25 protein-coding genes are annotated in these 24272 nt (G+C 60.0%); 8 read left to right on the plus strand and 17 right to left on the minus strand.

Translation table 11 applies throughout. The features are described 5' to 3' along the window. Positions 1-177: 177 nt before the first annotated feature. From CFB10_RS20310 to CFB10_RS20325, 4 genes are all read right to left on the minus strand, one after another. Positions 178-1206 (minus strand): ABC transporter ATP-binding protein, encoded by a 1029-nt coding sequence (locus CFB10_RS20310; RefSeq protein ID WP_020009362.1) that lies wholly within the window; start codon positions 1204-1206, stop codon positions 178-180. After that, a complete protein-coding gene (locus CFB10_RS20315) occupies positions 1194-2888 on the minus strand; it encodes an iron ABC transporter permease (RefSeq protein WP_020009361.1) in 1695 nt (564 codons plus the stop codon). The genes CFB10_RS20310 and CFB10_RS20315 overlap by 13 nt, the downstream gene beginning before the upstream one ends. Positions 2889-2897: 9 nt before the next feature. Then, the gene (locus tag CFB10_RS20320) at positions 2898-3881 is read right to left on the minus strand and encodes an ABC transporter substrate-binding protein (protein ID WP_020009360.1); all 984 of its coding nucleotides are present in this window, start codon (positions 3879-3881) and stop codon (positions 2898-2900) included. A 328-nt stretch (positions 3882-4209) separates the two neighbouring features. Beyond that, positions 4210-5454, minus strand: coding sequence for a PLP-dependent aminotransferase family protein (locus CFB10_RS20325; protein WP_026363430.1), 1245 nt, complete (start codon positions 5452-5454; stop codon positions 4210-4212). 273 nt (positions 5455-5727) lie between these two features. On the opposite strand from CFB10_RS20325, the gene CFB10_RS20330 reads away from it, so the two are divergent. Further along, a complete protein-coding gene (locus tag CFB10_RS20330; RefSeq protein WP_026363429.1) occupies positions 5728-6180 on the plus strand; it encodes an RbsD/FucU family protein in 453 nt (150 codons plus the stop codon). A 107-nt stretch (positions 6181-6287) separates the two neighbouring features. Then, positions 6288-7319: an endonuclease/exonuclease/phosphatase family protein gene (locus CFB10_RS20335; protein WP_020009357.1), complete on the plus strand. Its 1032-nt coding sequence runs from the start codon at positions 6288-6290 to the stop codon at positions 7317-7319. Positions 7320-7388: 69 nt separating this feature from the next. Here CFB10_RS20335 and ilvC read toward each other — a convergent pair whose 3' ends face one another. The 3 genes from ilvC to CFB10_RS20355 all read right to left on the minus strand — a co-directional run bounded on the left by ilvC (position 7389) and on the right by CFB10_RS20355 (position 10422). After that, a complete protein-coding gene (gene ilvC, locus CFB10_RS20340) occupies positions 7389-8408 on the minus strand; it encodes a ketol-acid reductoisomerase (protein WP_003495030.1) in 1020 nt (339 codons plus the stop codon). Positions 8409-8457: 49 nt separating this feature from the next. Continuing rightward, complete coding sequence (locus CFB10_RS20345; RefSeq protein ID WP_003507581.1) at positions 8458-9111, minus strand: TetR/AcrR family transcriptional regulator; 654 nt, start codon at positions 9109-9111, stop codon at positions 8458-8460. Positions 9112-9513: 402 nt separating this feature from the next. Continuing rightward, positions 9514-10422: an AraC family transcriptional regulator gene (locus CFB10_RS20355; protein WP_020009356.1), complete on the minus strand. Its 909-nt coding sequence runs from the start codon at positions 10420-10422 to the stop codon at positions 9514-9516. 192 nt (positions 10423-10614) lie between these two features. Here CFB10_RS20355 and CFB10_RS20360 point away from each other — a divergent pair, with 192 nt between their 5' ends. Beyond that, a complete protein-coding gene (locus CFB10_RS20360; RefSeq protein ID WP_020009355.1) occupies positions 10615-11661 on the plus strand; it encodes an NAD(P)-dependent alcohol dehydrogenase in 1047 nt (348 codons plus the stop codon). Between the two features lie 200 nt (positions 11662-11861). On the opposite strand, the gene CFB10_RS20365 is transcribed toward CFB10_RS20360, so the two are convergent. Together CFB10_RS20365 and CFB10_RS20370 are read right to left on the minus strand one after the other, a co-directional pair. After that, positions 11862-13127, minus strand: a complete 1266-nt coding sequence (locus CFB10_RS20365) for an NAD(P)/FAD-dependent oxidoreductase (RefSeq protein ID WP_020009354.1) — start codon at positions 13125-13127, stop codon at positions 11862-11864. A 71-nt stretch (positions 13128-13198) separates the two neighbouring features. Then, positions 13199-13954: a pyridoxine 5'-phosphate synthase gene (locus CFB10_RS20370; RefSeq protein ID WP_020009353.1), complete on the minus strand. Its 756-nt coding sequence runs from the start codon at positions 13952-13954 to the stop codon at positions 13199-13201. 236 nt (positions 13955-14190) lie between these two features. On the opposite strand from CFB10_RS20370, the gene CFB10_RS20375 reads away from it, so the two are divergent. Continuing rightward, positions 14191-14889 (plus strand): MerR family transcriptional regulator, encoded by a 699-nt coding sequence (locus CFB10_RS20375; RefSeq protein WP_026363428.1) that lies wholly within the window; start codon positions 14191-14193, stop codon positions 14887-14889. Between the two features lie 6 nt (positions 14890-14895). Here the strand turns inward: CFB10_RS20375 and CFB10_RS20380 are convergent, their stop codons facing one another. The 3 genes from CFB10_RS20380 to CFB10_RS20390 all read right to left on the minus strand — a co-directional run bounded on the left by CFB10_RS20380 (position 14896) and on the right by CFB10_RS20390 (position 16941). Then, positions 14896-16023, minus strand: coding sequence for an ATP-dependent RecD-like DNA helicase (locus tag CFB10_RS20380; RefSeq protein ID WP_003507572.1), 1128 nt, complete (start codon positions 16021-16023; stop codon positions 14896-14898). A gap of 79 nt (positions 16024-16102) precedes the next feature. Then, positions 16103-16585: an SRPBCC family protein gene (locus CFB10_RS20385; protein WP_020009351.1), complete on the minus strand. Its 483-nt coding sequence runs from the start codon at positions 16583-16585 to the stop codon at positions 16103-16105. Continuing rightward, positions 16582-16941 (minus strand): helix-turn-helix transcriptional regulator, encoded by a 360-nt coding sequence (locus CFB10_RS20390; protein WP_020009350.1) that lies wholly within the window; start codon positions 16939-16941, stop codon positions 16582-16584. The genes CFB10_RS20385 and CFB10_RS20390 overlap by 4 nt, the downstream gene beginning before the upstream one ends. A gap of 132 nt (positions 16942-17073) precedes the next feature. On the opposite strand from CFB10_RS20390, the gene CFB10_RS20395 reads away from it, so the two are divergent. From CFB10_RS20395 to CFB10_RS20405, 3 genes are read left to right on the plus strand one after another with little or no spacing between them, the layout of a single operon-like run. Continuing rightward, positions 17074-17454, plus strand: coding sequence for a hypothetical protein (locus CFB10_RS20395; protein WP_081629446.1), 381 nt, complete (start codon positions 17074-17076; stop codon positions 17452-17454). After that, the gene (locus CFB10_RS20400; RefSeq protein WP_020009348.1) at positions 17438-17995 is read left to right on the plus strand and encodes an RNA polymerase sigma factor; all 558 of its coding nucleotides are present in this window, start codon (positions 17438-17440) and stop codon (positions 17993-17995) included. The genes CFB10_RS20395 and CFB10_RS20400 overlap by 17 nt, the downstream gene beginning before the upstream one ends. After that, positions 17992-18780, plus strand: coding sequence for an anti-sigma factor (locus CFB10_RS20405; RefSeq protein WP_020009347.1), 789 nt, complete (start codon positions 17992-17994; stop codon positions 18778-18780). The genes CFB10_RS20400 and CFB10_RS20405 overlap by 4 nt, the downstream gene beginning before the upstream one ends. Positions 18781-18786: 6 nt before the next feature. Here CFB10_RS20405 and CFB10_RS20410 read toward each other — a convergent pair whose 3' ends face one another. After that, entirely contained in the window at positions 18787-19380 is a 594-nt protein-coding gene (locus CFB10_RS20410; RefSeq protein ID WP_026363426.1) for a LysE family translocator, read from the minus strand. A gap of 164 nt (positions 19381-19544) precedes the next feature. Between CFB10_RS20410 and CFB10_RS20415 the strand changes: the two genes are divergently transcribed. Beyond that, entirely contained in the window at positions 19545-20390 is an 846-nt protein-coding gene (locus tag CFB10_RS20415) for an aldo/keto reductase (RefSeq protein ID WP_020009345.1), read from the plus strand. A 152-nt stretch (positions 20391-20542) separates the two neighbouring features. Here the strand turns inward: CFB10_RS20415 and CFB10_RS20420 are convergent, their stop codons facing one another. The 4 genes from CFB10_RS20420 to CFB10_RS20435 all read right to left on the minus strand — a co-directional run bounded on the left by CFB10_RS20420 (position 20543) and on the right by CFB10_RS20435 (position 23951). Next, the gene (locus tag CFB10_RS20420) at positions 20543-21073 is read right to left on the minus strand and encodes an SRPBCC family protein (protein ID WP_020009344.1); all 531 of its coding nucleotides are present in this window, start codon (positions 21071-21073) and stop codon (positions 20543-20545) included. Next, positions 21066-21434: a helix-turn-helix transcriptional regulator gene (locus tag CFB10_RS20425; protein WP_026363425.1), complete on the minus strand. Its 369-nt coding sequence runs from the start codon at positions 21432-21434 to the stop codon at positions 21066-21068. Before CFB10_RS20425 ends, CFB10_RS20420 begins: the two co-directional genes overlap by 8 nt. 131 nt (positions 21435-21565) lie before the next feature. Further along, the gene (gene ilvN / locus CFB10_RS20430) at positions 21566-22138 is read right to left on the minus strand and encodes an acetolactate synthase small subunit (protein WP_003507555.1); all 573 of its coding nucleotides are present in this window, start codon (positions 22136-22138) and stop codon (positions 21566-21568) included. Positions 22139-22157: 19 nt separating this feature from the next. Then, complete coding sequence (locus tag CFB10_RS20435; protein WP_020009343.1) at positions 22158-23951, minus strand: acetolactate synthase 3 large subunit; 1794 nt, start codon at positions 23949-23951, stop codon at positions 22158-22160. Positions 23952-24272 lie beyond the last annotated feature (321 nt).

Raw genomic sequence — 24272 nt, forward strand, 5'->3', positions numbered from 1 at the left:
CAATCCTATTGCTGCCGGGAAAGCTTAGCCGGTGTCGCACCGCATCGCCAGTAGCCTGAAACACATCGCGTTTGGCCAAAGTTTCCGACAGAGATGTCGTCAGGACACCATGCGCCAATACATCATCCACCCTCATTCCTGTGCCTGTCACGGGCGTGAGGAAGACGTCATTTCATGCTAAAGCCGCCACGCTGCACGAATGGCGACCGGCAACCGATCACCAACAGCCGCCGCCTCGCGCGAATAAGCCCGAAGCGCCTGCCCGTCCGGCAGATCGAGACGCAGGGCATAACGCTCACCCTCGTAAAGAACCGAAGTGACGATGCAGGTAACGCCCTCCGCATCCCGCACCACGTCCTGCGGCCGCACGAGAATATCCATCTGCGACGCTGCTGCTCCGCTCTCCATCGCGGCACGAAGCTCCGGCCAGTCGAGATCCCGTGAAGCACCTTCCTGCAATGGCAATGTCAGGATCGCCCCCTGCCCCACCAGCGAACCGACAAGCCTGCCCTCCGGCCGAGCATAAAGCTCCGCCGGCGGCGCAACCTGCAGCAGCTTGCCATGCGACATGACCGCGACATCGGTCGCGAGCGCCATGGCTTCAGCCTGATCGTGTGTGACATAGATCATCGTCGCGCCGGAGCGGGCGTGGAACTCGCGAAACGTCTCCTCCATCTCCTGCCGCAAATGGCGGTCGAGATTGGCGAGCGGTTCGTCAAGCAGCACCACATCGGGCTCGGTGACGAGGCAGCGGGCGAGCGCCACACGCTGCCGCTGCCCGCCGGACAATTCGGCGGGACGACGATCAGCAAAGCTTTCCAGGCGAACGGCGGCCAGTGCCTGTCGTACCTTCTCGCGATATTTCTCTCCCGAAATACCGCGGACCTTCAAGGGATAACCGGCATTGTCGGCGACCGACATATGCGGCCACAGCGCATAGGACTGGAACACCATCGCCATATTGCGCCGCTCCGGCGGCACCATGCTGCCGGCATCGGCCAGCACCCGCTCGCCGAGCAGGATGGAACCATCAGTCGGTTGCTCGAAACCAGCGATCATGCGCAGCACCGTCGTCTTGCCGCAGCCGGACGGCCCGAGCAAGGCGAGGAAACCGCCTTCGCGCACGGTCAGCGACACGTCATCGACGGCGGGCTTCGAACCGGCTCCAAAGCTTTTCGTCAGACGATTTAGGATCAGTTTCGCCAAGGGACGACTCCTTTCGGCAGATAGCGCCCCAGAATTTCGAGCAGCAGCATGAGAAAAATCACCATGATGACGACGAGCACCGAAAGCGCTGACGCGAGATCGAAACTGCCGCTGTCATCGAGGTTGTAGATGAGGACGCCGAGCGTCTGTGTGCCGGCCGACCACAGCAGCGCCGAGACCGTCAGCTCGTTGCAGGCGATCAGGAAAACGAGAATGACGGAGGCGCCCGCCGCCGGCCCGACCAGCGGCAGGATGATGTCCTTGAGCCGCCGCCAGAACCCCGCGCCGGAGAGCCGCGCCGCCTCTTCCAGCGATGGATCGAATTGCAGGAAGGCGCTGACCATCGGTTTCAGACTGACCGCCAAGAAGGAGGAGAAATAGGCGAGCAGGATGATCCAGATCGTGCCGTAGAGCGTTACGCCGAGAAGCGGGATTGGGGCCGCGAAAAGCAGCACGAAGGAAACGGAAATAACCACGCCCGGAAGCGCATAGGGAATATCCACCAGCGCCGAGAGCAGGAACATGAAGCGGCTCTTGCCGCGCACGAGGAAGTAGGCCGTCAGCACCGTCACCGCCAGCAGGCAAAGCGATGTGGCGGTTGCCAGAAACAGCGAATTGCGGAAGGCGGTGCGGGTCACGCTCTGCCGGTAAAGCAGTTCCTCATAGGCATGCATCGTCGCGGTCTTGAGGCTGAGCGGCACGCCATAGGCAGGCGCGAGCGAACTTGCCACCAGAGCCGCAAGCGGCGCCACCAGCATGAAGAACAGCACGAGCCACAGGGCAAGCTCCGCCGGCAACCGCCACCGCGCCAGGCCGAAGGTCGCCGCCTTGCCGGAGAGGCCGATGATGCGATAGTCCCTGCCCTTCATCGCCCGTTCCTGCAAAGCAAGCCCGGCCACGGAAATGATGGCGATCATGGTCGAGAGAATGGCGATATCGCCGAAGGTGCTGGTGCCGAAACTGGCAAAGCGGCTGTAGATCAAGGTCGGCAGGGTGAAGATCGAAGCCGGTATGCCGAGGATCGCCGGTATGCCGAAATTGCCGACATTGGACACGAAGGAAATCGCCGCGCCGGCGATCAATCCCGGCGTCGAAAGCGGCAGGATGATATCAAACAACACGCGCCGCGGCGAAGCACCCGAGAGCTTGGCGGCCTCTATGCCATCCTGCGGCAAGGCCAGCAGACCGGCGCGCAGCGACAGATAGACGAGCGGCGCATGCTGCACGCCGAGCAGAAGCGCAATACCTGCGACGGAATAAAGCGGCTGCGGCGATCCCATCGCCGGCGCAAGGCCGATGGCCTTCAACAGCGTGCTCGACGGCCCTGTCATGCCGATCCACGACAGCGCCGTCACCTGCGGCGGGATCATCATCGGCAGCATGAAGAGGAAGCTCAGGATCGACTTGCCGCGTATGTCGCAGAGCGTCAGCGAAAGCGCGAAGGCGCCGCCGATGCCAAGCGAGATCAGCATGCCGAAAAACGAGGTGGAGAGCGTGCTCAGCGCCGCATCCCACAGGGCCGGATCGGCCAGAAGCCGCCATATGTCACCATTGAGTGACGAAATGATGCCGGTATAGGCGAGCCGCCCGAGCGGCAGGGCGCTGAGTGCAAAAACAACACTCACCACAAAAGGAAACAGCCAGCGCGGCTGGCTGCTTCCATAGGCATTGGAACGGGTCATTCCGCGTTATCAGCCCTTGGAGCCGAAGATGTCGGAGAAGGTCTTCAGGTCCTGTTCGGAATTCTTCAGGGCATCGGCGGCGTTGAGCGGCAGAACCTTGAGCTTGTCGCGGGCCGGGAAACCTTCCGGCATGCCGGCATCGGCGCGCGCGGGAATGTAACCGAGCTTGACGAAGCCCTGCTGGCCCTTTTCGGAAAGCACGTAGTCAACGAATTTCTTGGCTGCTTCCTCGTGCTTGGTGCCCTTGATGATCGCGACCGGCTCGGTGACAGCAGAAACGCCTTCTTCCGGGAAGACGAACTCGACCGGCGCGCCCTTGGCCTTTTCGCGGATCGGCATGTAATCGACAACCACGCCATAGGCCTTTTCACCAGATGCGACGGACTTCAGGACCGCGCCGTTGCCGCCGCCGGCAATGGCTTCATTGGCCTTCAGCTGCTTGTAATAATCCCAGCCAAGATCCTTAACGGCGGCGAGCGTCTGCGCGTGGATCAGCGCGGCACCCGAGGTAAGCGGGCTTGGCATGGTCACGAGACCCTTGGCTTCCGCCTTGGCCAGATCTTTCCAGCTGGTCGGCTTCATCGCAGCGGCGGTGTTGTACATGATGCCAGTGGTGATGAGCTTGGTGGAGTAATAATAGCCATCCGCATCGTAGAGCGAGGCGTCGATATTCTTGGCTTCCGCAGACTTGTGAGCCAGAAGCTGGCCGGCCTGCTTCATGCGCTCGAGCGTCACGGTATCGGCGATCAGCAGCACGTCGGCAACCGGATTGCCGGCATTGATCTCGGCCATCAGCTTGGCCATGATCTTCGGCGTTCCGTCACGCACCCATTCAACTTCGAGACCCGGATTGGCGGCCTTAAAACCGTCAACGGTCGCCTGCGCGTCCTCGTTCGGCTGGCTGGTATAAAGCACCAAATCGGCGGCATTGGCGGCTGTGGCGATGAAGCCGAGCGATACGATGGCGGTGAAAGCGGAGAGCAGCGTTTTCATGGGTCCAGTCCCTGTTGTTCGGTGGGACCGCTAAAACATGATTGCATAACATGTATGTGACAGGCAGGATTTTAGGGGTGGGATCCGTGGGGGTCAGTGGGATTGAGGGGACCAACGCCCCTTCGCACTTGCGGCTCACCCCCCTCTGCCCTGCCGGGCATCTCCCCCTCAATGGGGGAGATCGGCAAGAGGCGCTGACAGCACTTCATTTTCAACCGTTGCGATAGGCGATAACTTAACCGCGAGTCGATCTCACCCCTTGAGGGGGAGATGTCCGGCAGGACAGAGGGGGGTGAAGCCGCAACCTCCGTCGCTGCCGGAAAGTCACTCAAATCGCCGGAACCACCTCGCCCGACGTTGCCTGCGCCGTCGCGATCAACCGCCCAAGCCGCTTCATGCCCTCCTCGATCATCGCCTCGTTGGCGCAGGAGAAGCTGATGCGCAGCGTATTCGTACCGGAGCCATCCGCAAAGAAGGCGCGGCCGGGAACGAAGGCGACCTTTTCCGTGGCGATGGATTTCGCCAGCAACGCCGCGCCATCCATACCCTCAGGCAACGTCACCCAGATGAACATGCCACCTTCCGGCTTCGTCCAGCGCGTGCCCTTCGGCATGTACCTGTCGAGCGCGGCCAGCATCGCATCACGGCGGGCGCTATAGGCTGCCTTGATCTTGGCGACCTGCTTGTCGAAACCGCGCGAGGCGACACGTTCGATGGCGATCTGGTTGATGGTGGAGGAATGCAGGTCGGCGGCCTGCTTCATCAGCACCAGCTTGCGGATAACAGGCGCAGACGCGACGATGTAACCGACGCGAAGGCCGGGTGCGAGCGTCTTCGAAAAGCTGCCGCAATAGATGGTGCGGGTATTCTCGATGCCGCCCGAGCGAGCGATATCCAGCGCCATGATCGGCGGAACCGCTTCGCCATCGTAACGCAGCGACTGGTAAGCGGCGTCTTCGATGACGGCGATGTCAAGCTCGTCGGCCAGTTCCAGAACCTTTTCGCGGCCGGCGAGATCGACAGTTTCCCCGGTCGGGTTGGAGAAATCGGCAGAGAGATAAGCGAACTTCACCGCGCCGCCGAGCTTGGCCGCGGTTTCGCGGTAAGCCTCGGGCGTGCGGTTGCCGCCCGGATTGAGCTGGTCGTAATTCGGCTCATAGGCGTTGAAGGCGGACAGCGCGCCGAGATAGGTCGGCCAGGTCACCAGCGCCGTATCCTTGGGCGACAGGAACAGCTTGCCGAGGTAATCGAGGCCCTGCTGCGAACCGGAAACGATGAAGACGTTGTCGGCGGTGCATTCGATGCCGATCTCGGCCATCTCGCCCGCCAGCCATTCGCGCAGCGGCTTGTAGCCTTCGCTCACAGAATATTGCAGCGCCGCGTTGACCTGCGCGCCGGAAAAAATTTCCGCGTAAGCCTGCTGGAACTCCTCTGCGGGGAAGAGAGCCGGGTCCGGAATGCCGCCGGCAAAGGAGATGATATCGGGTTGCTCGAGCAGCTTCAGCAACTCGCGGATTTCAGACGCTTTCATCCGCGAAGAGCGCGTGGCGAAAATTTGTTCCCAATCAAGCATGGGTACGTTTCCTCTTGTGTCGTTTTTATGCGTGCATCTTTACAGAAATGTCGATACGTCAGCAATACTGACTTATCAGTTTTTCGAATTATTTCTGCCTCCCTGCACATTGCCCGCAACCGGCCCCTCCTGAGGCCCGATTTTGCGGACAAAGCCAAATACACCCTTGCGCAAAGCTTCACAATCACACCTTTGCGATTGACGCGACATGGTTTTCCGGCTGGATTGCGCGCGCGCCGCAACGCGGCGAAAGCATCATGGGAGTTTGACGACATGCTGAAAAATATCGACCCGGCGCTGAATGCCGATGTCCTGCACGCGCTGCGCGCCATGGGTCACGGCGATACGCTGGTAATCTCTGACACCAACTTCCCCTCCGATTCGGTTGCCCGCCAGACAACCGTCGGCAAGGTGCTGCATATCGACAACGTCTCGGCAGCCCGCGCCATGAAGGCGATCCTCTCCGTCCTGCCGCTCGACACGCCGCTGCAGCCCTCGGTCGGCCGCATGGAAGTGATGGGCGCGCCCGATCAGTTGGAGCCGGTGCAGGCCGAGGTGCAGAAGGAAATCGACGCGGCGGAAGGAAAATCGGCCCCCATGTACGGCATCGAACGCTTCGCCTTCTACGAAAAAGCCAAACAGGCCTATTGCGTCATCACGACAGGCGAGGCCCGGTTTTATGGCTGCTTCCTCCTGACGAAGGGTGTCATACCTCCGGCCGAATGAGGCCGGGAACGGGAAATTTCGCCATCCGCCGGCCTTCATGACAATTTCAAGTTGTTGTGGCAAAAACTTCCACTAGGCTTGAAAAACCAACCGGAGGTGTGCGGATCATGGCCCAATATGTCCTGGCGTTCTGGAATGTGGAAAACCTGTTTGCGCCGGAGGGTTATCCGGCGCGCGAGCCGTGGATTGCCGAGCGGCTGAAGAATGATCTGAAGGGCTGGACCGAGGATCTGTTCAAAACCAAGATCAGGCAGCTCGGTCAGATCATAAGCCAGATCGGCGGTGCGGGGCCGGATCTGCTCGGTGTGTGCGAAGTCGAGAATCGTTTCGTTCTGGAAACGCTGGCGGAACATCTGAACGATCTCATGCCCGGGCGCTCCTACCGCGTGGTGCATGCCGATTCCAGCAAGGATCAGCGCGGCATCGACACCGCCTTCATCTATGACAGCGAAAAGCTGCTGATCAACGAGAACGAGATTTTCAGCCATTTCGTGATGCGCCGCACCGGCACGCGCGACATTACCCAATGCACCTTCATCACCAAAGGCGGACGCCAGCTCATCGCGCTCTCCAATCACTGGCCGTCGCGATCCGGCGGCGCGGTGGAAAGCGCCGGTTTTCGCATGACCGCCGGTGAGACGCTGGGTTACTGGCACCAGCGGATCAGGGAAGAGAAAGGTAACGACATCGCCGTCGTCGCCTTCGGCGATTTCAACGACGACCCCTCGGATGCATCGCTGCGCTACCACGCCAATTCCACCCGCGAGCGCGACGATGTCGAAAGCTCGCAATCGGCCATGTTCTACAATCTCACTTGGAATTATCTGCGCCAGTCGGTGGTGGATTCAGTCGGCACGGCAAGGACGATCTACGGTACGCTCTATTTCAACGGAGACGCCAATATCTTCGATCAGATCCTCGTTTCCCGATCGCTTCTGACCGGCAGCAGCGGCTTCAAGGCGCGCGAGGAGACGGCAAAAATCGAAGCCATTGCCGCCATGGTCAGCCACAGCAAGAATGAGGGGCCGATCCGCTTCGGCCTGTCGAAAGGCGATGCGGTCAAAAACGTCAACCTTGGTGGGTTCTCCGATCACTTCCCGGTTTCCGTTATCGTCGAGGAAGACGACGCCATCGTGTGATGGCACATCGAAAACAAAAAGGCCGGAGCTTTCGCTCCGGCCTTCCTATTCTCTACCAGTCAATGAAGCTTAGTTGACAGCCTTGTCGACCAGCTTGTTCTTGCCGATCCAGGGCATCATGCCGCGCAGCTTTGCGCCGACTTCTTCGATCTGGTGGGAGTCGTTGTTGCGACGGATACCCTTGAAGCGGGCGCCGCCGGCCTTCCATTCCTGCATCCATTCGGAGGTGAACTTGCCGGTCTGGATGTCGTGCAGAACGCGCTTCATCTCAGCCTTGGTGTCGGCGGTGATGATGCGTGGACCGGTGACGTATTCGCCCCACTCGGCCGTGTTGGAGATCGAGTAGTTCATGTTGGCGATGCCGCCTTCATAGATCAGGTCGACGATCAGCTTCACTTCGTGCAGGCACTCGAAATAGGCCATTTCCGGTGCGTAACCGGCTTCGACCAGGGTTTCAAAACCGGCGCGGATGAGTTCGACGAGACCGCCGCACAGAACGACCTGTTCGCCGAAGAGGTCGGTTTCGCACTCTTCCTTGAAGTTGGTTTCAATGATGCCCGAACGGCCGCCGCCAACGCCGCAGGCGTAGGAGAGAGCGAGTTCAAGCGCGTTGCCGGAAGCGTTCTGATGAACGGCAACGAGGCAGGGAACGCCGCCGCCCTTCTGGTATTCGCCGCGAACCGTGTGGCCGGGGCCCTTCGGTGCGATCATGACGACGTCGAGCGATGCCTTCGGCTCGATGAGGCCGAAGTGAACGTTGAGGCCGTGTGCGAAAGCGATAGCAGCGCCATCACGGATGTTGCCGGCAATGTCGGCCTTGTAGATGTCAGCCTGGAGTTCGTCCGGCGTCGCCATCATCAGAAGGTCGCCCCACTTGGCGGCTTCGGCAACGGTCATGACCTTGAAGCCATCGGCTTCGGCCTTCTTGACGGTCGGCGAACCGGCCTTCAGAGCGATGACGACGTTCTTGGCGCCGGAATCCTTGAGGTTCAGCGCATGGGCGCGGCCCTGGGAACCGTAGCCGACAACGACGACATTCTTGGACTTGATGAGATTGAGATCGGCATCACGATCATAATAAACGCGCATTTTATGGTCCTTCCCTAATGCTTGTCTCTCAGTTGTCTGAACCGGAATCTCAGGCGGGTTTGCCGCTGAGTTCCGAATGTACCTTTTCCGTGCCGTAGAGGGTCAGAAAGGCGACGACCGCCTTCTTCGCCCGGGCGGAAAAATCCTTGTCCGGCGCCTCGCCCAAAAGCATGCGCACATGCAGATCTGAAACGATGAGGCCGTAAAAACTGCGATATGCCTCCTCGGCATCATCGAAACGCAAGTAACCCGAACGGCGACCCGCCTCGATCAACCCGCGGGCGCGGCGGTCGATCTGGCGACGGCCACGTTCCAGAAGAAGATCGCCAAGCTTGGAACCATCACGGCTCGCCTGCCCTATCGCCAGACGGTTGAGCGCCAGCGAAACATCGCCCGCCAGCACGTCAAGCAGATCATGCGCGAAAACCTCGAGGTGATCGGCAAGCTGCGGCGCAGACACGCGGTCGCCCGCCTTTTCGAAGGTGCGAACCTTGCTCTGCTGGAAGGTGATCATCGCGGCCAGCAGGCCGTCCCGGTCGCCGAACCACTTGTAGAGGCTTTCCTTGGAACAGTTGGCCGCACGCGCCAGACCGGATGTGGTGAGCGCTTTCTCGCCGCCCTCGACCAATAGACGCAATGCCTGATCCAGAACGGCGTTCTGGCGCGGCGAAAATTCCTGCGCTGTGATCGGGTCGGAAGCCAAGTCTTTTCCACTCCAGGGGCTCGATTAATGTACCGTACGGTACGGTTCGAGCGCCATTTAAGCGGAGGCAGCGTTGGGGTCAAGCGGATTCTTCGGGGAGAATGAGAATTGACGCGGTGCGGTGAAGCGTGAATGCCGGCCTGGGAGCTTTACTAGGAAGTTTTGTGTTGATGGCGGATCGATGACGGGTGTGGCTATACCCCCCTCTGCCCTGCCGGGCATCTCCCCCTCAAGGGGGGAGATCGACTCGTGGTTGGGTCTCGCCCATCTCAACGTTTGCGAATGGAGCGCTGGTAGGGCCTCCTGCCGATCTCCCCCCTTGAGGGGGAGATGCCCGGCAGGGCAGAGGGGGGTATAGCCACACCCACCATCAATCCACTAACCGACGCAGAACCTCCCAACCTACCCAGCCACGCTGATCTCACGCGAGGCATCGATATCCCGCGACGGCGACAACCCGTAAAAGCGACTATATTCACGGCTGAACTGCGAAGGGCTCTGATAACCGACGCGATGGCCGGCGGTGCCCGCATCCAGCCGCTCCAGCAGCATCAGCCGGCGCGCCTCATGCAACCGCAATTGCTTCTGGTACTGGACCGGCGTCATGGCCGTAATCGTCTTGAAATGGTGATGGAAGGACGAGACGCTCATGCCGATATGCTCCGCAAGATCCTCGACGCGCAGCTGGCGCGCGAAATTCTCGCGCAGCCAGGCAATGGCGCGGGCGATCCGGTTGCCGTGGCTGCCGGCCGCGATGATGTTCATCAGCTGCCCACCCGCCGGTCCGGTCAGGATGCGATAAAGGATTTCCTGCTCGATCAGCGGCGCCATTGCCGCAATGTCCGCCGGGCGGTCGAGCAGGCGCATCAGCCGGATGGCCGCATCGAGCAGCTCCGGCGTGGCGGCATTGACGACGATGCCGCGCTGCGCGTTCGCCGGCTCCGCAGGCGGGTCGATGGGCACACGCCGCATGAGATCGAGCAGCTTTTCACTATCGATCGCAAGCGCGATGCAAAAATGCGGAACCTCCTTGCTCGCCTCCACCACGCGCCAGGCAACCGGCAGGTCAAGCGATGTCAGGAGATAGTCGCCCGCACCGTAATTGATGGTGTCCGTTCCCAGCTGGACGCTTTTCGATCCCTGGATCACCAATGCGAAACAGGGGCGGTAGCTGCCGTGGCACGGCGCGCTGGGCGTTGTGCGGCGGCTGATGCCGAGAGATTCGATCGCCGTCTGCACCTCGCCGTCGCTTTTGGCATATCGCGCGGCGATGGAGGCGATCTCCTGATAGAGATTAAACGGCAAGGACATAGGGGAATTCCCTTAACTGAAGGAGGAAATGCAGCGGATGTCATTTATCTAGAAAGCCTCCCGGCCCGCGCAAAGAGCACGCCTGCATATTTTTGCAGGATCGTGCAAAAAGGCTGGAGGATCGCTCTAACGCCTTCCCAAGCTTCCGTCGCATATTCCGCCGTCACTTCCCACCCCCGAAAGGATATTCAGATGGCTATAGCAAGAGGTTACGCTGCGACCGACGCGTCAAAGCCGCTTACCCCGTTCACCTTCGAACGCCGCGAGCCGAATGATGACGACGTCGTCATCGACATCAAATATGCCGGCATCTGCCACTCGGACATCCACACCGTCCGCAACGAGTGGAAGAACGCCGTCTATCCGATCGTTCCCGGCCATGAGATTGCCGGTGTCGTGAAAGCCGTCGGCTCCAAGGTCACGAAGTTCAAGGTCGGCGACCACGTCGGCGTCGGCTGCTTCGTCGATTCCTGCGTCGGCTGCGCAACCCGCGATCTCGACAACGAACACTACATGCCCGGCCTCGTCCAGACCTATAACGACGTCGATCCCTTCACGAAGACAGCCACCCATGGCGGTTATTCCGACTCGATCGTCGTCAAGGAAGGTTATGTCCTGTCGATCCCGGACAACCTGCCGCTCGATGCTTCCGCACCGCTTCTCTGCGCCGGCATCACGCTTTATTCGCCGCTGCGCCGCTGGAACGCCGGTCCCGGCCAGAAGGTCGCGATTGTCGGCATGGGCGGCCTCGGCCACATGGGCGTCAAGCTCGGTGCGGCCATGGGCGCGGATGTCACCGTTCTTTCCCAGACACTGTCGAAGAAGGAAGACGGCCTGAAGCTCGGCGCAAAGGACTATTACGCCACCAGCGACGCCTCGACCTTCGAGAAGCTGGCCGGCACCTTCGACCTGATCATCTGCACGGCAGGCGTCGCCATCGACTGGAACGCCTATCTCGGCCTCCTGAAGCCCAAGGGCAGCATGGTCGTGGTCGGTGCGCCGGAACATGCGATCCCGGTTCACGCCTTCTCGCTCATCATCGGCGCGAAGAGCCTGTCGGGTTCGATGATCGGTTCGATCAAGGAAACCCAGGACATGCTGGATTTCTGCGGCGAGCACAACATCGTCTCGGAAATCGAGACGATCAACATCCAGGACGTCAACGAAGCCTATGAGCGCGTGCTGAAGAGCGACGTGCGGTATCGCTTTGTCATCGACATGGCCTCGCTCGACGCTTGATGGACGTCAAATCGACGTCGTGATTTAAAAGGGCGGGGAGTAATTGCTTCCCGCCTTTTGATTGGGGCAAACCTCTCCTTCCACGCAAGTCATCCTCGGCCTTGTGCAGATGATCGGGACAGGCCCGAGCATGACGACGGAGAGGTTGTCACCCTAAGGACAAGAAGCGGCGCGGGCTCCCCGCCCTTTCCGCCTGCGCCTCACGCCTCATCCTTCAGCGTCTCTTTCTGGGTAATCAGCCGCGCACTGTGCTGGCCGCTCAGATAGATCCACAGCCAGCTCCACGCCACCGCAAGCCTTGAGCGCGTTCCAATCAGGAAGTAGATATGGGCAAGCCCCCAGATCCACCATGCCAGCACGCCCTTGAGCTTGAACCGGCCGAAATCGATCACCGCCGCACGTTTGCCTATGGTCGCCAGATTGCCCTGGTGGCTGTAGCGGAACGGTGATGGTAACGGCTGGCCGGAAAGCCGCGCCTTGATGACCTTCGCCACATAAGCGCCCTGCTGCTTTGCCGCAGGCGCGATGCCCGGCACCGGCTTGCCGTTCTCCTGATTGACGGCGGCCGTATCACCGATGACGAAGATATTGCCGTCGTCTTCCAGATTGAGATGCGGCCCGACGATGGCGCGTCCCGCCCTGTCGGCGGCGGCATTGAGCCACTTCGCAGCGGGCGATGCCTGCACGCCGGCGGCCCAGACAACGGTGCGGCAGGGATAATAGGTCTCGCCCACCGTCACACCCTCGTCGCTGCAGGCCGTCACGGGTGTTCCGAGCAGAACCTCGACGCCGAGCTTTTCGAGCGCCTCTTTGGCATAGGCTGAAAGATCTTCCGTGAAGACCGGCAGGACGCGAGGGCCGGCCTCGACGAGCAATACCCGCGTCTTGCGGGTATCCACATTGCGGAATTCCGGCGGCAGCGCCTTGTGGGCAAGCTCGGCGATCATGCCCGCCATTTCCACGCCCGTCGGGCCTGCGCCGATGATGACAAAGGTCAGCAGCGCCTGGCGTTCCTCTTCACTGGTCGCCAGTTCGGCGCGTTCGAAGGCCAGCAGCAGGCGGCGGCGAATTGTCGTTGCATCTTCAAGCGTCTTGAGGCCGGGGGCGGACCGCTCCCACTCGTCACGGCCAAAATAGGCGTGGCGCGCGCCGGTGGCCAGCACCAGCGTATCGAAGCCGATCACCTGACCAGAACTCAAATGCACGGTCCGCGCGGCCCGGTCTATGCCATTCACCTCCGCAAGCAGGGTCGTGACCTCCTTGCGGTCACGATAGAGATGGCGGATCGGCCAGGCGATTTCGGATGTCGCGAGAGCCGTCGTCGCAACCTGATAAAGCAACGGCTGGAACAGGTGGTGATTGCGACGGTCGATCAATGTGATGAGGACAGGGATCCCCTCCAGCCCGTGTACCAGTTGCAAACCGCCGAAGCCTCCACCCACGACGACAACATGATGTTCTTGCATATGTCTCTGCCTTCAAAAGCTCGCGCACGGAGCATGCGCCAGCTAACTATAGGCAAAAAAATTGACTTTGGTTATGAAATAGCCTGACCGCAGGCACGGCAAAAACGCCGGACCGTTTCAGCCATGCCATATTCCAGCGCATCCGCCGTCAACCCGTGACCGATGGAAACCTCGGCCAGATAAGGGATACGTTTCATCAGCTTTGGTAGGTTTTCGACGGTCAGGTCATGGCCGGCATTGACAGCAAGCCCGAGCGCTCTCGCATGGTCCGCCGTCTGTCCGAGCTTTTCAAGAAGCGCGTCGCCCTCTTGCGGATCGTCATAACAGCCGCCATAGGGGCCGGTGTAGAGTTCGATGCGCGCCGCCCCCGTTTCAGCCGCCAGCTCCACCGGCTCACGCTCGCCATCGCCATCGGCAAAAAGCGAGACGCGCATGCCGCCAGCCTTCAGGCGTCCTACCACGTCCTTCAGGAAAACGCCGTGCTTGCGGAAGTCCCAACCATGGTCGGACGTCGCCTGCGACGGGTCGTCAGGCACCAGTGTTACCTGCTCCGGCTGCGTCTGTTCACAAAGGACGAGGAAATCCTCGGTCGGATAACCTTCGATGTTAAATTCCGCAGCGGGGAAACGGTCGTCGATCAGCGCACGCAGCACCGGCAGATCGGAAAAGCGGATATGGCGCTGGTCCGGCCGCGGGTGTACAGTCAGCCCGCTTGCCCCCGCCTCCAATGCAATATGCCCGAAATGCGCGACATCCGGCCACGGAAGATCGCGACGGTTGCGTAACATGGCAATTGCGTTCAGATTGACAGAAAGTTTTGCGGGCATGGCATCGGGGCTCCGGTTCGGAATTGACATCCTGTTTCACGCAGGTTGAGGCCAATCGCAAGGAGGCCGGCAAATTTTTTATTATCGCGGGAACGAAAACAGGCAATACACGTTACGGTTCTGATGTAGCGTTTGGCATGAGGTCTTGATCGGAAAACATGTCCGTCTTGGGGGAACAAGCAACGGACACCTTTAAAAAGGCAGGCACACTGTCAAAGAGCGCGAAGGGGGAGACAATGCAGGATGGCCGGATGCCGTTCGAAAGTCACGGCGACGAGGACAAACCCAATCTAAGGATCAGCAGCTTTCTACCGGATGTAAGCCTGCCCTCCTCCCTGCCCGCGGAACCCGTCCCCATCGCCGACATGGCCAATATCTTCGGGGTGACTCACCGGACGCTGCATTTCTACGAGGAAAAGGCGCTGCTGACTTCCAGGCGCATCGGCCAGATGCGGGTCTATACCCACCGCAACGTCCAGCGCATGGCGGTCATCAACGTCTGCCGCGAAGTGGGTATTTCCGTCGCCGCGATTACCGAGATCATGGAAAAATTCGTCCGTTCGCTCTCGCAGGGCGAGGCGGACGATATATTCCACGCCGCGCTGCGGCAGCGGAAACGCGAATTGACGGCCGAGCTTTCCACCCTTCAGCGCCAGGCCCAGCAGATCGAGGAGCTGCTGGTCACCGACACGGATGCGGACGGCATGGATGGTGCGGAACGGGCGCCGGCAAAGGACATCGCCCTTACCGACACCGAGCGAAAATGTTTGGAACTGATGGCGGAGGGTTATGCGCCGGTGCGCCTTGCCCGCGCCCTTGGTCTTTCGGGCACCGATCTCAATGTTCTCGAGGCGAAGATCATCGGCAAGTTCAATGCCAGCAACCGTTTTCAGGCGGTCGCCAAGGCGGTTCTTCTCGGCGTCATCCGCGCCTGATAACGATCAGCGAACGATTGTCAGGGTCTCTGCCGCACGGGTAATGGCGGTGTAGAGCCACCTCTCGCGCGAGTCCCGGAACGCATAGCTCTCGTCGAAGAGAACCACGTTGTTCCACTGCGAACCCTGCGCCTTGTGCACGGTCAGCGCATAGCCGAAATCGAATTCGTCATAACGTTTACGCGTGGACCACGGAATTTCCGTCTCCACATCCTCGAAGGCCGCCTTCAGCAATTTTATCTTGGCCGCACCGCGATCCATATCGTCGTCTTCGGGCCGGATCATCAGGTTGATGCCGGGCTTCACCGTTTCGCGCGAAGAACTCATCACCTGCCAGAGCGAGCCGTTCAGCAGGCCCTTGGCGGGATCATTCCGGAGGCAGACCAGCTTGTCGCCGGATTGCGGGTAATCGGCGGTAAAACCCTTCAGCTCGCGAAGCCGCTGATTGTAGCGACGGCGGGTACGGTTGGTGCCGACGAGCACCTGATCGGCATCGAGCACCAGCGACTGCGTTACCTCTGACTTTGAGATCACCTGCGCGGAACCATAGTCACCGCGCATGATCTCCCGGCCTTCCCGCACATCCATGGCAAGATGGATGATCGGATTGTCCTTGGCCTGCCGATGGATTTCCGAGAGCAGATAATCCGGTTCCTGCTCGGTAAAGAAGCCGCCGCCCGAAACCGGCGGCAGCTGCCCGGGATCACCGAGCACGAGGATCGGCGTGCCGAAGCTCATCAGGTCCTTGCCGAGCTGCTCGTCCACCATCGAACATTCATCGATGATGATGAGCGCCGCCTTGGCGAGCGGGCTCTGGCGGTTGATGGAGAACATCGGCGCGATCGAGGTCTTGCCGGTTTCCTCGTCTTCCACCGTTTCTTCACCGCGCGGGCGGTAGATCAGTGAATGGATGGTGCGGGCATTGGTTGCGCCACGCGAACGCAACACCTGCGCCGCCTTGCCGGTGAAGGCCGCAAACAGCACCTCGCCATCAACATTTTCAGCGAAATGTTTGGCAAGCGTCGTCTTGCCCGTTCCGGCATAACCGAACAGCCGGAAAACCGGTGTGCGGCCTTCCTTCAGCCAGCGGGAAACAGCCTTGAGCGCTTCGTCCTGTTGCGGTGAAAATAACATGCGCCCTCATCGCAAGATTCGAGCGTTGTGCGCAACAGAAAAAGAACGAAAGATGAATCGCTTGACGAGAATGACGGCCTCAATGGGCCGCCTGCTTCTCGACAAGCTGCGCCAGTTGTTCCGCAACCGTGTTCCATCCGTCAAAGAACCCCATCTCCGCGTGCCTGTCGCGATCCTCAAGATTGTTGTGCATGGCATAGGCCACATATTCCATGCCGTCGGGGTGATCGCGAAACGTCATCACGGCCGTGAGGAACGGCTGGGCGGAGGGGCGAAAACCCGCCGTCAGCGCATCGGTGAAAACCAGACGCTCCTCATGATCCACCGCCAGGAAACATCCGTTGACATGCGGACCGAAGGCCGCGCCATCCTCGCTATAACGCGTTTCGAAGGCGCCGCCGGGATGAAGCTCCATGCGGTCGACACGGCATTGGCCGGGATGCGGCACCCACCATTGTTCAAGACTGGTCCTGTCCGTCCAGGCATTCCAGACGAGCCGGCGCGGCGCCCTTATGATGCGTGAAATCTTCAGGTCGAGATCGGGATTGAAAGTCTCGGTCATCGGTCATTCTCCCCTTTGCTGGACATCCTGTCCTGTTGTGCCATGACGAATTGTTCGAGCCGGTCGGTGCGGCCTTCCCAGATGGCGCGCTGTTGCGAAAGCCAGCCATCGAGCATGGAAAACCGCTGCTTCTCCAGGGAGCAGAACCGGACACGCCCCTGCTTGCGCGTCACGATCAGCCCCGCCTCTTCCAGCTGGCGGATATGTTTCATGAAGGATGGCAGGGCCATATCGAAGGGTTCGGCCAGCGTTCCTATGCTCGCCTCCCCGCCGCCCAGTCTCAGGATCACCGCCCTGCGTGTCGGATCGGCAAGGGACTGAAAGATATCATCGAGCGCATCTGAATAGTTTTCCATAAGGCTAACTATCACATCAAAACACTTAGCTCAATGGATAAGTTTAAAAATGCGCCGAGACAGGGAATAATCCGTCAGCTTGCGGTGTCTCTTGATGTGCTGGCGGCAGAGGCCGCCCGAACCACGGAGGATATGTCCATGAAGATCCGCTTTATCGTTCCCGCCCTCGTTCTGGCTTTTGCCGGAACGGCCTATGCGGCCCCTGCGGTCGAAACGGTCAAGACCGAAAAAGGCAATGTTCTTGCCGGCGAAAAAGGCATGACGCTCTACACTTTCAAGAATGACAAGAAGGGCGTATCCAATTGTTATGACAAATGCGCGGTGAACTGGCCGCCGTTTTTCGCAGCCGCCAGCGACAAGGCCGAGGGCGCCTATTCCCTCGTGACGCGCAAGGACGGCAAGATGCAGTGGGCAAAGGATGGCATGCCGCTTTATTACTGGGTCAAGGACACGAAAAAAGGCGACGCCACCGGCGACGGTATGAACGGTGTATGGGATGCCGCAAAACCCTGATGGCATGAATGGCAAAAAGCGGGGGAGCCACTCCCCCGCAGCCGGCAGCTTCGAAACGGAGATGCTGGCGCTGATACCCATGCTGCGCCGTTATTCCCGCAGCCTTTCCCGTTCCGACGCCGATGGCGAGGACCTCTTGCAGGACTGCGTGGAAAAGGCGCTGGCCAATCAAAGGCAATGGCGCGGAACAGGTTTGAAATCATGGGCTTATACGATAATGACGAATCTTTATCGTAACCGCTACCGCGCCGAAAAACGTCACCCGTCGGAGAGCCTGGACGGCCATGAGAGCATCGCCGGCACGGAGACGCTCTCCGATACGCTGGAGAATGACCGTCTGCACGGCGCGCTCGCGCTTCTTTCGCCTGACATGCGGGCCGTGCTGATGCTGGTGACGGTGGAAGGCTACAGCTATCAGGAGGCGGCCGAGACACTATCGATCCCGCTCGGCACCGTCATGTCCAGACTGTCCCGCGCCCGCGAAACCCTTCGCCAGCATCTGGCGGCGGATAATATCATACCCCTGCGGAGACCACGATGAAACGGCTAGAGGCCATAACCGAAGACGATCTGCACGCCTATGTCGACGGGCTTCTTTCCGACGATGACCGCGCGGCTGTCGAGGCCTGGCTGACGGAAAGGCCGGAAGAGCAGGCCCGCATAGAGGAATGGAGAAAACAGGCCGACATTCTGCGCAATGCCTTCGCCTCCTACGCCGCCGCACATCCGCATGACGCTTCGATGCTCAGCCCGCAAAAGAAGGACCGCGCATGGCGGGCAAAACCGATTCTCCTGCAAATGGCCGCAGCCCTTTTGATCTTCGTGGCGGGCGCTGCAGCCGGCAGGCTTCTGCCGCCGTCTTTTTCCACGCCGCAGGACGTGACCCTGGCTTCGCTGACGACGGATATTCCGGCACAGGCGAAATCCGCCTATCTCATCTATGCGAGCGAGGTGCGCCATCCCGTTGAAGTCGGCGCCGGAGAACAGCAGCATCTCGCGTCATGGCTCGGCAAGCGGCTCGGTTACCCCTTCACCATCCCCGATCTCTCGAAGATCGGATATGACCTCGTCGGCGGGCGCCTTATTCCCGTCAGCGGCAAGCCGGGCGCGATGCTGATGTATCAGGACAAGACCGGCCGCCGGGTAACGGTGCTGATCGGACATAACGAGGAAAACCGCACCACCAGCTTCCGCATGGCCAGCGCCGACGGCATCGAGACCTTCTACTGGATCGACAATGAACTGGGTTACGCCGTATCCGCCGAACTGACGCGCGACGAGGTGCAGGCGATCGCCGAGGAATGTTATCGGCAGTTTCCGACGTGAGGGCTGCTATTTCAACATCGGCCAAAGGCTGATGACGAGAAGCACGGCCATGGTGATATTGAACCATTTGAGCCGGACCGGCACAGCGAGCCAGTCGCGCAAGGCGGAGCCGAAGCCGGCCCAGGTCGAAACGCTGGGAAGATTGACCGCGGCGAAGGCCACGCCGACGACAAGGACGGTGAAGAAATATTGCCGCTCATCCGTATAGGTCGCCATCGCCGTCACCGCCATCACCCAGGCCTTGGGATTGACCCACTGAAAGGCGGCGGCGGCAATGAAACTCATCGGCGCCGATGCGGCAGAACCTTCGCTGAGGCTGCGGGAAGTACCGATCTTCCATGCAATCCAGACGAGATAGAGACCACCTGCGAATTTCAGGCCGGTGTAAAGAACGGGCACCGAATGCAGCAATGCGCCGAGACCGAAGCCGACCCCGATCAGCAGCGACAGGAACCCCGCGCCGATGCCCAGCATGTGCGGGATGGTACGGCGGAAACCGAAGTTCACGCCTGACGCAAACAGCATCATATTGTTCGGGCCTGGCGTGATGGAGGTGGTGAAGGCAAACAGCACCAGCGCGACGAAGGTTTCGGCAGTCATGATTTCTCCTTGAGCAGAAACCCTATCCGTCGGACCATCGTCAAGCCACCCCGCCGGATCGATGGGCGCGGTCAATTTTTTTGATGGATCAATCCTTTCCATGCCGGGTTTGAGAAGTTGGAACAAAGGGCTATTGTCCAATCACCAACCGCTGGAGCAAACCTATGTATGACGACATTCCTTCCGTCACCTTGCCATCAGGAAAAGAGGTTCCAGCCCTTGGCCTCGGCACCTGGAACATGGGGGAAACGCGATCATCCGCGCCGCAGGAGGTCGAAAGCATCCGCAAGGCGATCGATCTCGGCATGACGCTGGTCGACACGGCGGAAATGTATGCGGACGGCAGATCGGAGGAAGTGGTCGGCGCGGCAATCGCGGGCCGTCGCGACGAGGTGTTTCTGGTCAGCAAGGTCTATCCCTGGAACGCCAGCGCCAAAGGCACGGCGGAAGCCTGCGAGCGCAGTCTTGCAAGGCTCGGCACCGACCACATCAATCTCTATCTGCTGCACTGGCGCGGCGAGCACCCGCTTGCAGAAACCGTGGCGGCTTTCGAAAGGCTGAAGCGCGACGGCAAGATCGGCGACTGGGGCGTCTCCAATTTCGACAGCGACGACATGGAGGAGCTTTTCGCGGTTCCTGACGGCAAAAACTGCGCCGCCAATCAGGTGCTATACAACCTGTCCCGACGCGGGCCGGAATTTTCACTGCTGCCGTGGTGCCAGGAGCATGGCGTGCCGCTGATGGCCTATTCCCCCATCGAACAGGGCCGCATTTTGAAGAACCATGAACTCATCCGCATCGCCAAGGCCTATCAGGCAACCCCGGCCCAGCTGGCGCTCGCCTTTCTGCTGGAAAGGGACGGCGTCATCGCCATTCCGAAATCCGCCAGCATCGCACGGGTCGAGGAAAACCGCGGTGCGACGGATCTTGAAATAACCGATGAAGACTGGGCGGCGCTCGATGCCGCCTTCCCGCCACCGACGCGCAGAACCGCGCTGGAAATGCTTTGATATAACAGTACGTTAAGAGACTGTCCGGAATCTGTCGATCAGGCAGTTGAATCGGAATGTGAGCAAAGCAATTGTGCCAGCGCCACGGCAGGCCGCACTTGAAAAAACGGCGCGGAAAGCCGCGCCGTTGTGTCTAAAAAAGCACCGCTCCGTTACGGTATACGCCGCTCATATTCTTCTTTCAGTCCCAGCCATGTATCCCAGAACGGCCCCGGCTCCTTCTCCTGAAGACGGGCGGCGAGAATGTCGAGATGCACATGCCAGCCAGCGCTGACGTCAAGCCTCGTCCTCCTGTCGGCCAGCCGGCGATGAACCAGCGTCAGCAGCACATCCTTGCCAAGAGCCTGAAGTTCGATCGAGACCTCGCCACCTTCGCCCCAACTAAAGACGAGACGGTGCGGTGGGACCACGGTAATGATGCGGGAAGCCATACGGTCTTCTTCGGAAAAGCCTTCCGGGCGCCTGCCGGGCGGATTGGAAAGCTCATCGTTGCGCCACACCAGCTCGAACGGTGCATCGGGCGCAAGCCGCATTTCGCCGGAAGCCAGCCAGCGGCGGCGAAGTTCGCTTTGTGTCAGATAGGCCCAGACCCGGTCGATCGGTCCCGGCAGCAGCCGTTCGATCTTCAGGGTCGTCGGCTCGACGAGACGGCCATAGGCGTCAGGCATTGCAATATCAGCCATTGTCATTTCCTCCATCTGCAGGGATTTTTCCCTGATCATCCTCCCTGAGCATCTGCTCAAGAATATCGAGGCGACTGCCCCAGAACTGCCGGTAGAAATCCAGCCATTCATGCGCTTCCGCCAACCGTTCCGGCGAAAGGCGGCAGACATGGGTGCGCCCCCTCACCTCGCGGCGGATAAGCCCGGCATTTTCCAGAGCCTTGATGTGCTTTGAAGCCGCAGCGAGCGATATGTCGAACGGTTGGGCCAGCTGGCTTACCGTGCGCTCGCCACGGGACAGATCGCGCAGCATCGTGCGTCGCGTGGCGTCGCCAAGGGCATGAAAGACGGTGTCGAGATGTGAAGCGGATAATTCAACCATGTTGTTGAATATAGACTGCCGATCCAGAAAGTCAACCATACGGTTGAATGTTGGATCGAGCGGAACAACGCCATAAAAAAACCCGCGGCGAACCGCGGGCTTATATTTCAGCATCTGCCCAAATACGGAGATTACATTCCCTGCGAACCGCGATTCATCGCCGCAATACCGGTGCGGCAAATTTCGATCAGGCCGAGCGGCTTGATGATGGCCACGAACTGGTCGATCTTCGATGACTTGCCGGTGATTTCGAAGATGAAATGCTCGACAGTCGCATCCACCACCTTGGCCTGAAACGCATCCGCAAGGCGCAGGGCTTCGGCGCGCACTTCACCGGTGCCGGCGACCTTGATGAGCGCCACTTCGCGCTCGATAGGCCGCTCCTGCCCCAGTTCGCGGGCACGAACAGTGAGATCGAGGACCCGGTGCACCGGCACGATACGTTCCAGCTGCGCCTTGATCTGCTCCAGCACGATGGGGGTACCGCGCGTGACGATGGTGATGCGCGACAGATGCGCCTCATGTTCGGTCTCGGAAACCGTCAGGCTTTCGATGTTGTAGCCACGGCCGGAAAACAGGCCGATGACCCGGGCGAGAACACCCGGCTCGTTGCTGACGAGAACCGACAGCGTATGATTTTCGACGGCAGCCGTTTCCTTCTGGATGAAATAGGCGGAGCCGGTGGGCTGTAGGTGTGCGTTCATGTCCTTTTCCTCTCCCGGCTCAGACTAGCTGACGGCCCTTGGCGTCAATGGCGTTGGCAACAGCTTCATCCGTCGCCTCATCCGGCAACAGCATCTCGTTATGAGCCTTACCAGACGGGATCATCGGGAAGCAATTGGCAAGATTGGCAACGCGGCAATCGAAGATAACCGGCTTGTTGACCGCGATCATCTCGGCGATCTTCTCGTCCAGCTCCTTCGGATCGTCGCAATACATGCCGACCGCTCCATAGGCTTCCGCGAGCTTGACGAAGTCAGGCATCGCTTCGGTATAGGAGTTGGACAGGCGGTTGCCATGCAGCAGCTGCTGCCATTGGCGCACCATGCCCATGTACTGGTTGTTGAGGATGAAGATCTTCACCGGCAGACCGTACTGGATGGCGCAGGACATTTCCTGAATGCACATCTGGATCGAGGCGTCACCGGCGATATCAATGACGAGCGCTTCCGGGTGTGCAACCTGAACGCCGATGGCTGCCGGCAGGCCGTAACCCATGGTGCCGAGACCACCTGACGTCATCCAGTGGTTCGGCTCCTCGAAGCCGAAGAACTGCGCCGCCCACATCTGATGCTGCCCGACTTCTGTCGTAATGTAGGTGTCACGCCCCTTCGAAGCCTCATAAAGCCGCTGCAACGCATATTGCGGCATGATGACATCGTTGGAGTTCTTGTAGGCGAAGGAGTTGCGGGCACGCCAGCGCTCGATCTGCGCCCACCAGTCGGCGGTCTGCGCCTTTTCCGGTTTCTTCGGCAAGGCGCGCCACAGGCGGACCATATCTTCGAGAACATGGCCGACATCGCCGATAACAGGCACGTCGACGCGAACCGTCTTGTTGATCGAGGACGGATCGATGTCGATGTGGATCTTCTTGGAATTCGGCGAAAACGCGTTGATGCGGCCGGTAATTCGGTCGTCGAAACGCGCGCCGACGCAGACCATGACATCGCAATCATGCATCGTCATGTTGGCTTCGTAGGAACCGTGCATGCCCAGCATGCCGAGCCAGTTCTTGCCCGATGCCGGATAGGCGCCGAGACCCATCAGGGTCGAGGTGATCGGGAAACCGGTCAGCTCTACCAGTTCACGCAGCAGACGGGTGGCCTCCGGGCCGGAATTGATGACGCCGCCGCCGGTGTAGAAAACCGGCTTCTTCGCCTTCGACATCAGCTCGATGGCCGCATGAATGGCATTGAGGTCGCCCTGGACCTTCGGCTTGTAGCTCTCATGCGGGATGGCGGCGGAAGGCGGCGTGTAGGTGCCGGTGGCGAACTGGATGTCCTTCGGAATATCGACAACAACAGGTCCGGGACGACCCGTTTGCGCGATGCGAAAGGCTTCATGGATGATGCCCGCCAGCTCGTTGACGTCCTTCACCAGCCAGTTGTGTTTGGTGCAGGGGCGCGTGATGCCGACGGTGTCGCATTCCTGAAACGCATCGGAACCGATCAGCGATGTCGGAACCTGGCCGGAAAGGCAGACGAGCGGGATGGAATCCATCAGCGCATCCTGCAGCGGGGTGACCGCATTCGTCGCGCCGGGGCCTGACGTGACGAGCATGACACCGACCTTGCCGGTGGAGCGGGCATAACCTTCGGCCGCGTGGCCGGCGCCCTGCTCGTGGCGCACGAGAATGTGCTGGATGTCTTCCTGCTGGAAAATCTCGTCATAGATCGGAAGCACGGCACCGCCGGGGTAACCGAAGATGTGCTCGACGCCGTTATCCTTCAGCGCCTGCAGAACGATCTCCGCACCTGTCATGCGATTGCTGTTTTCCGTATTGTCCTTATCCGTCATTGCCTGTTTCCATCCCGCTTTGGCTTTGGATATCGAGGAGCCCGAGGGCCTGTTTGAAGACATAAAAAAAGGCCCCTAGAGGAGCCTCGTTCAGCGCATGGGTGCTTTCGCCGGATGGTTACACCATCCTGCCCATGCGCCGTCCCACCACGATAAGTACGTTAAGATTTTTCATGGGCCGGAGTGTTAGCCACAAAAGCCCCAGCCGTCAACGCATATTGCAGGAAAAAATCACCGCCGCCTTCTTTTATTACTCGAAAGCGGGCTTCCGCGAAATTTTCGAACGCAGCCGATACACCTGTTGTTAAGCATAATCTTTTA

This window comes from Agrobacterium sp. 719_389, from assembly GCF_900188475.1.
In the GTDB taxonomy this organism is placed as follows: domain Bacteria; phylum Pseudomonadota; class Alphaproteobacteria; order Rhizobiales; family Rhizobiaceae; genus Agrobacterium; species Agrobacterium radiobacter.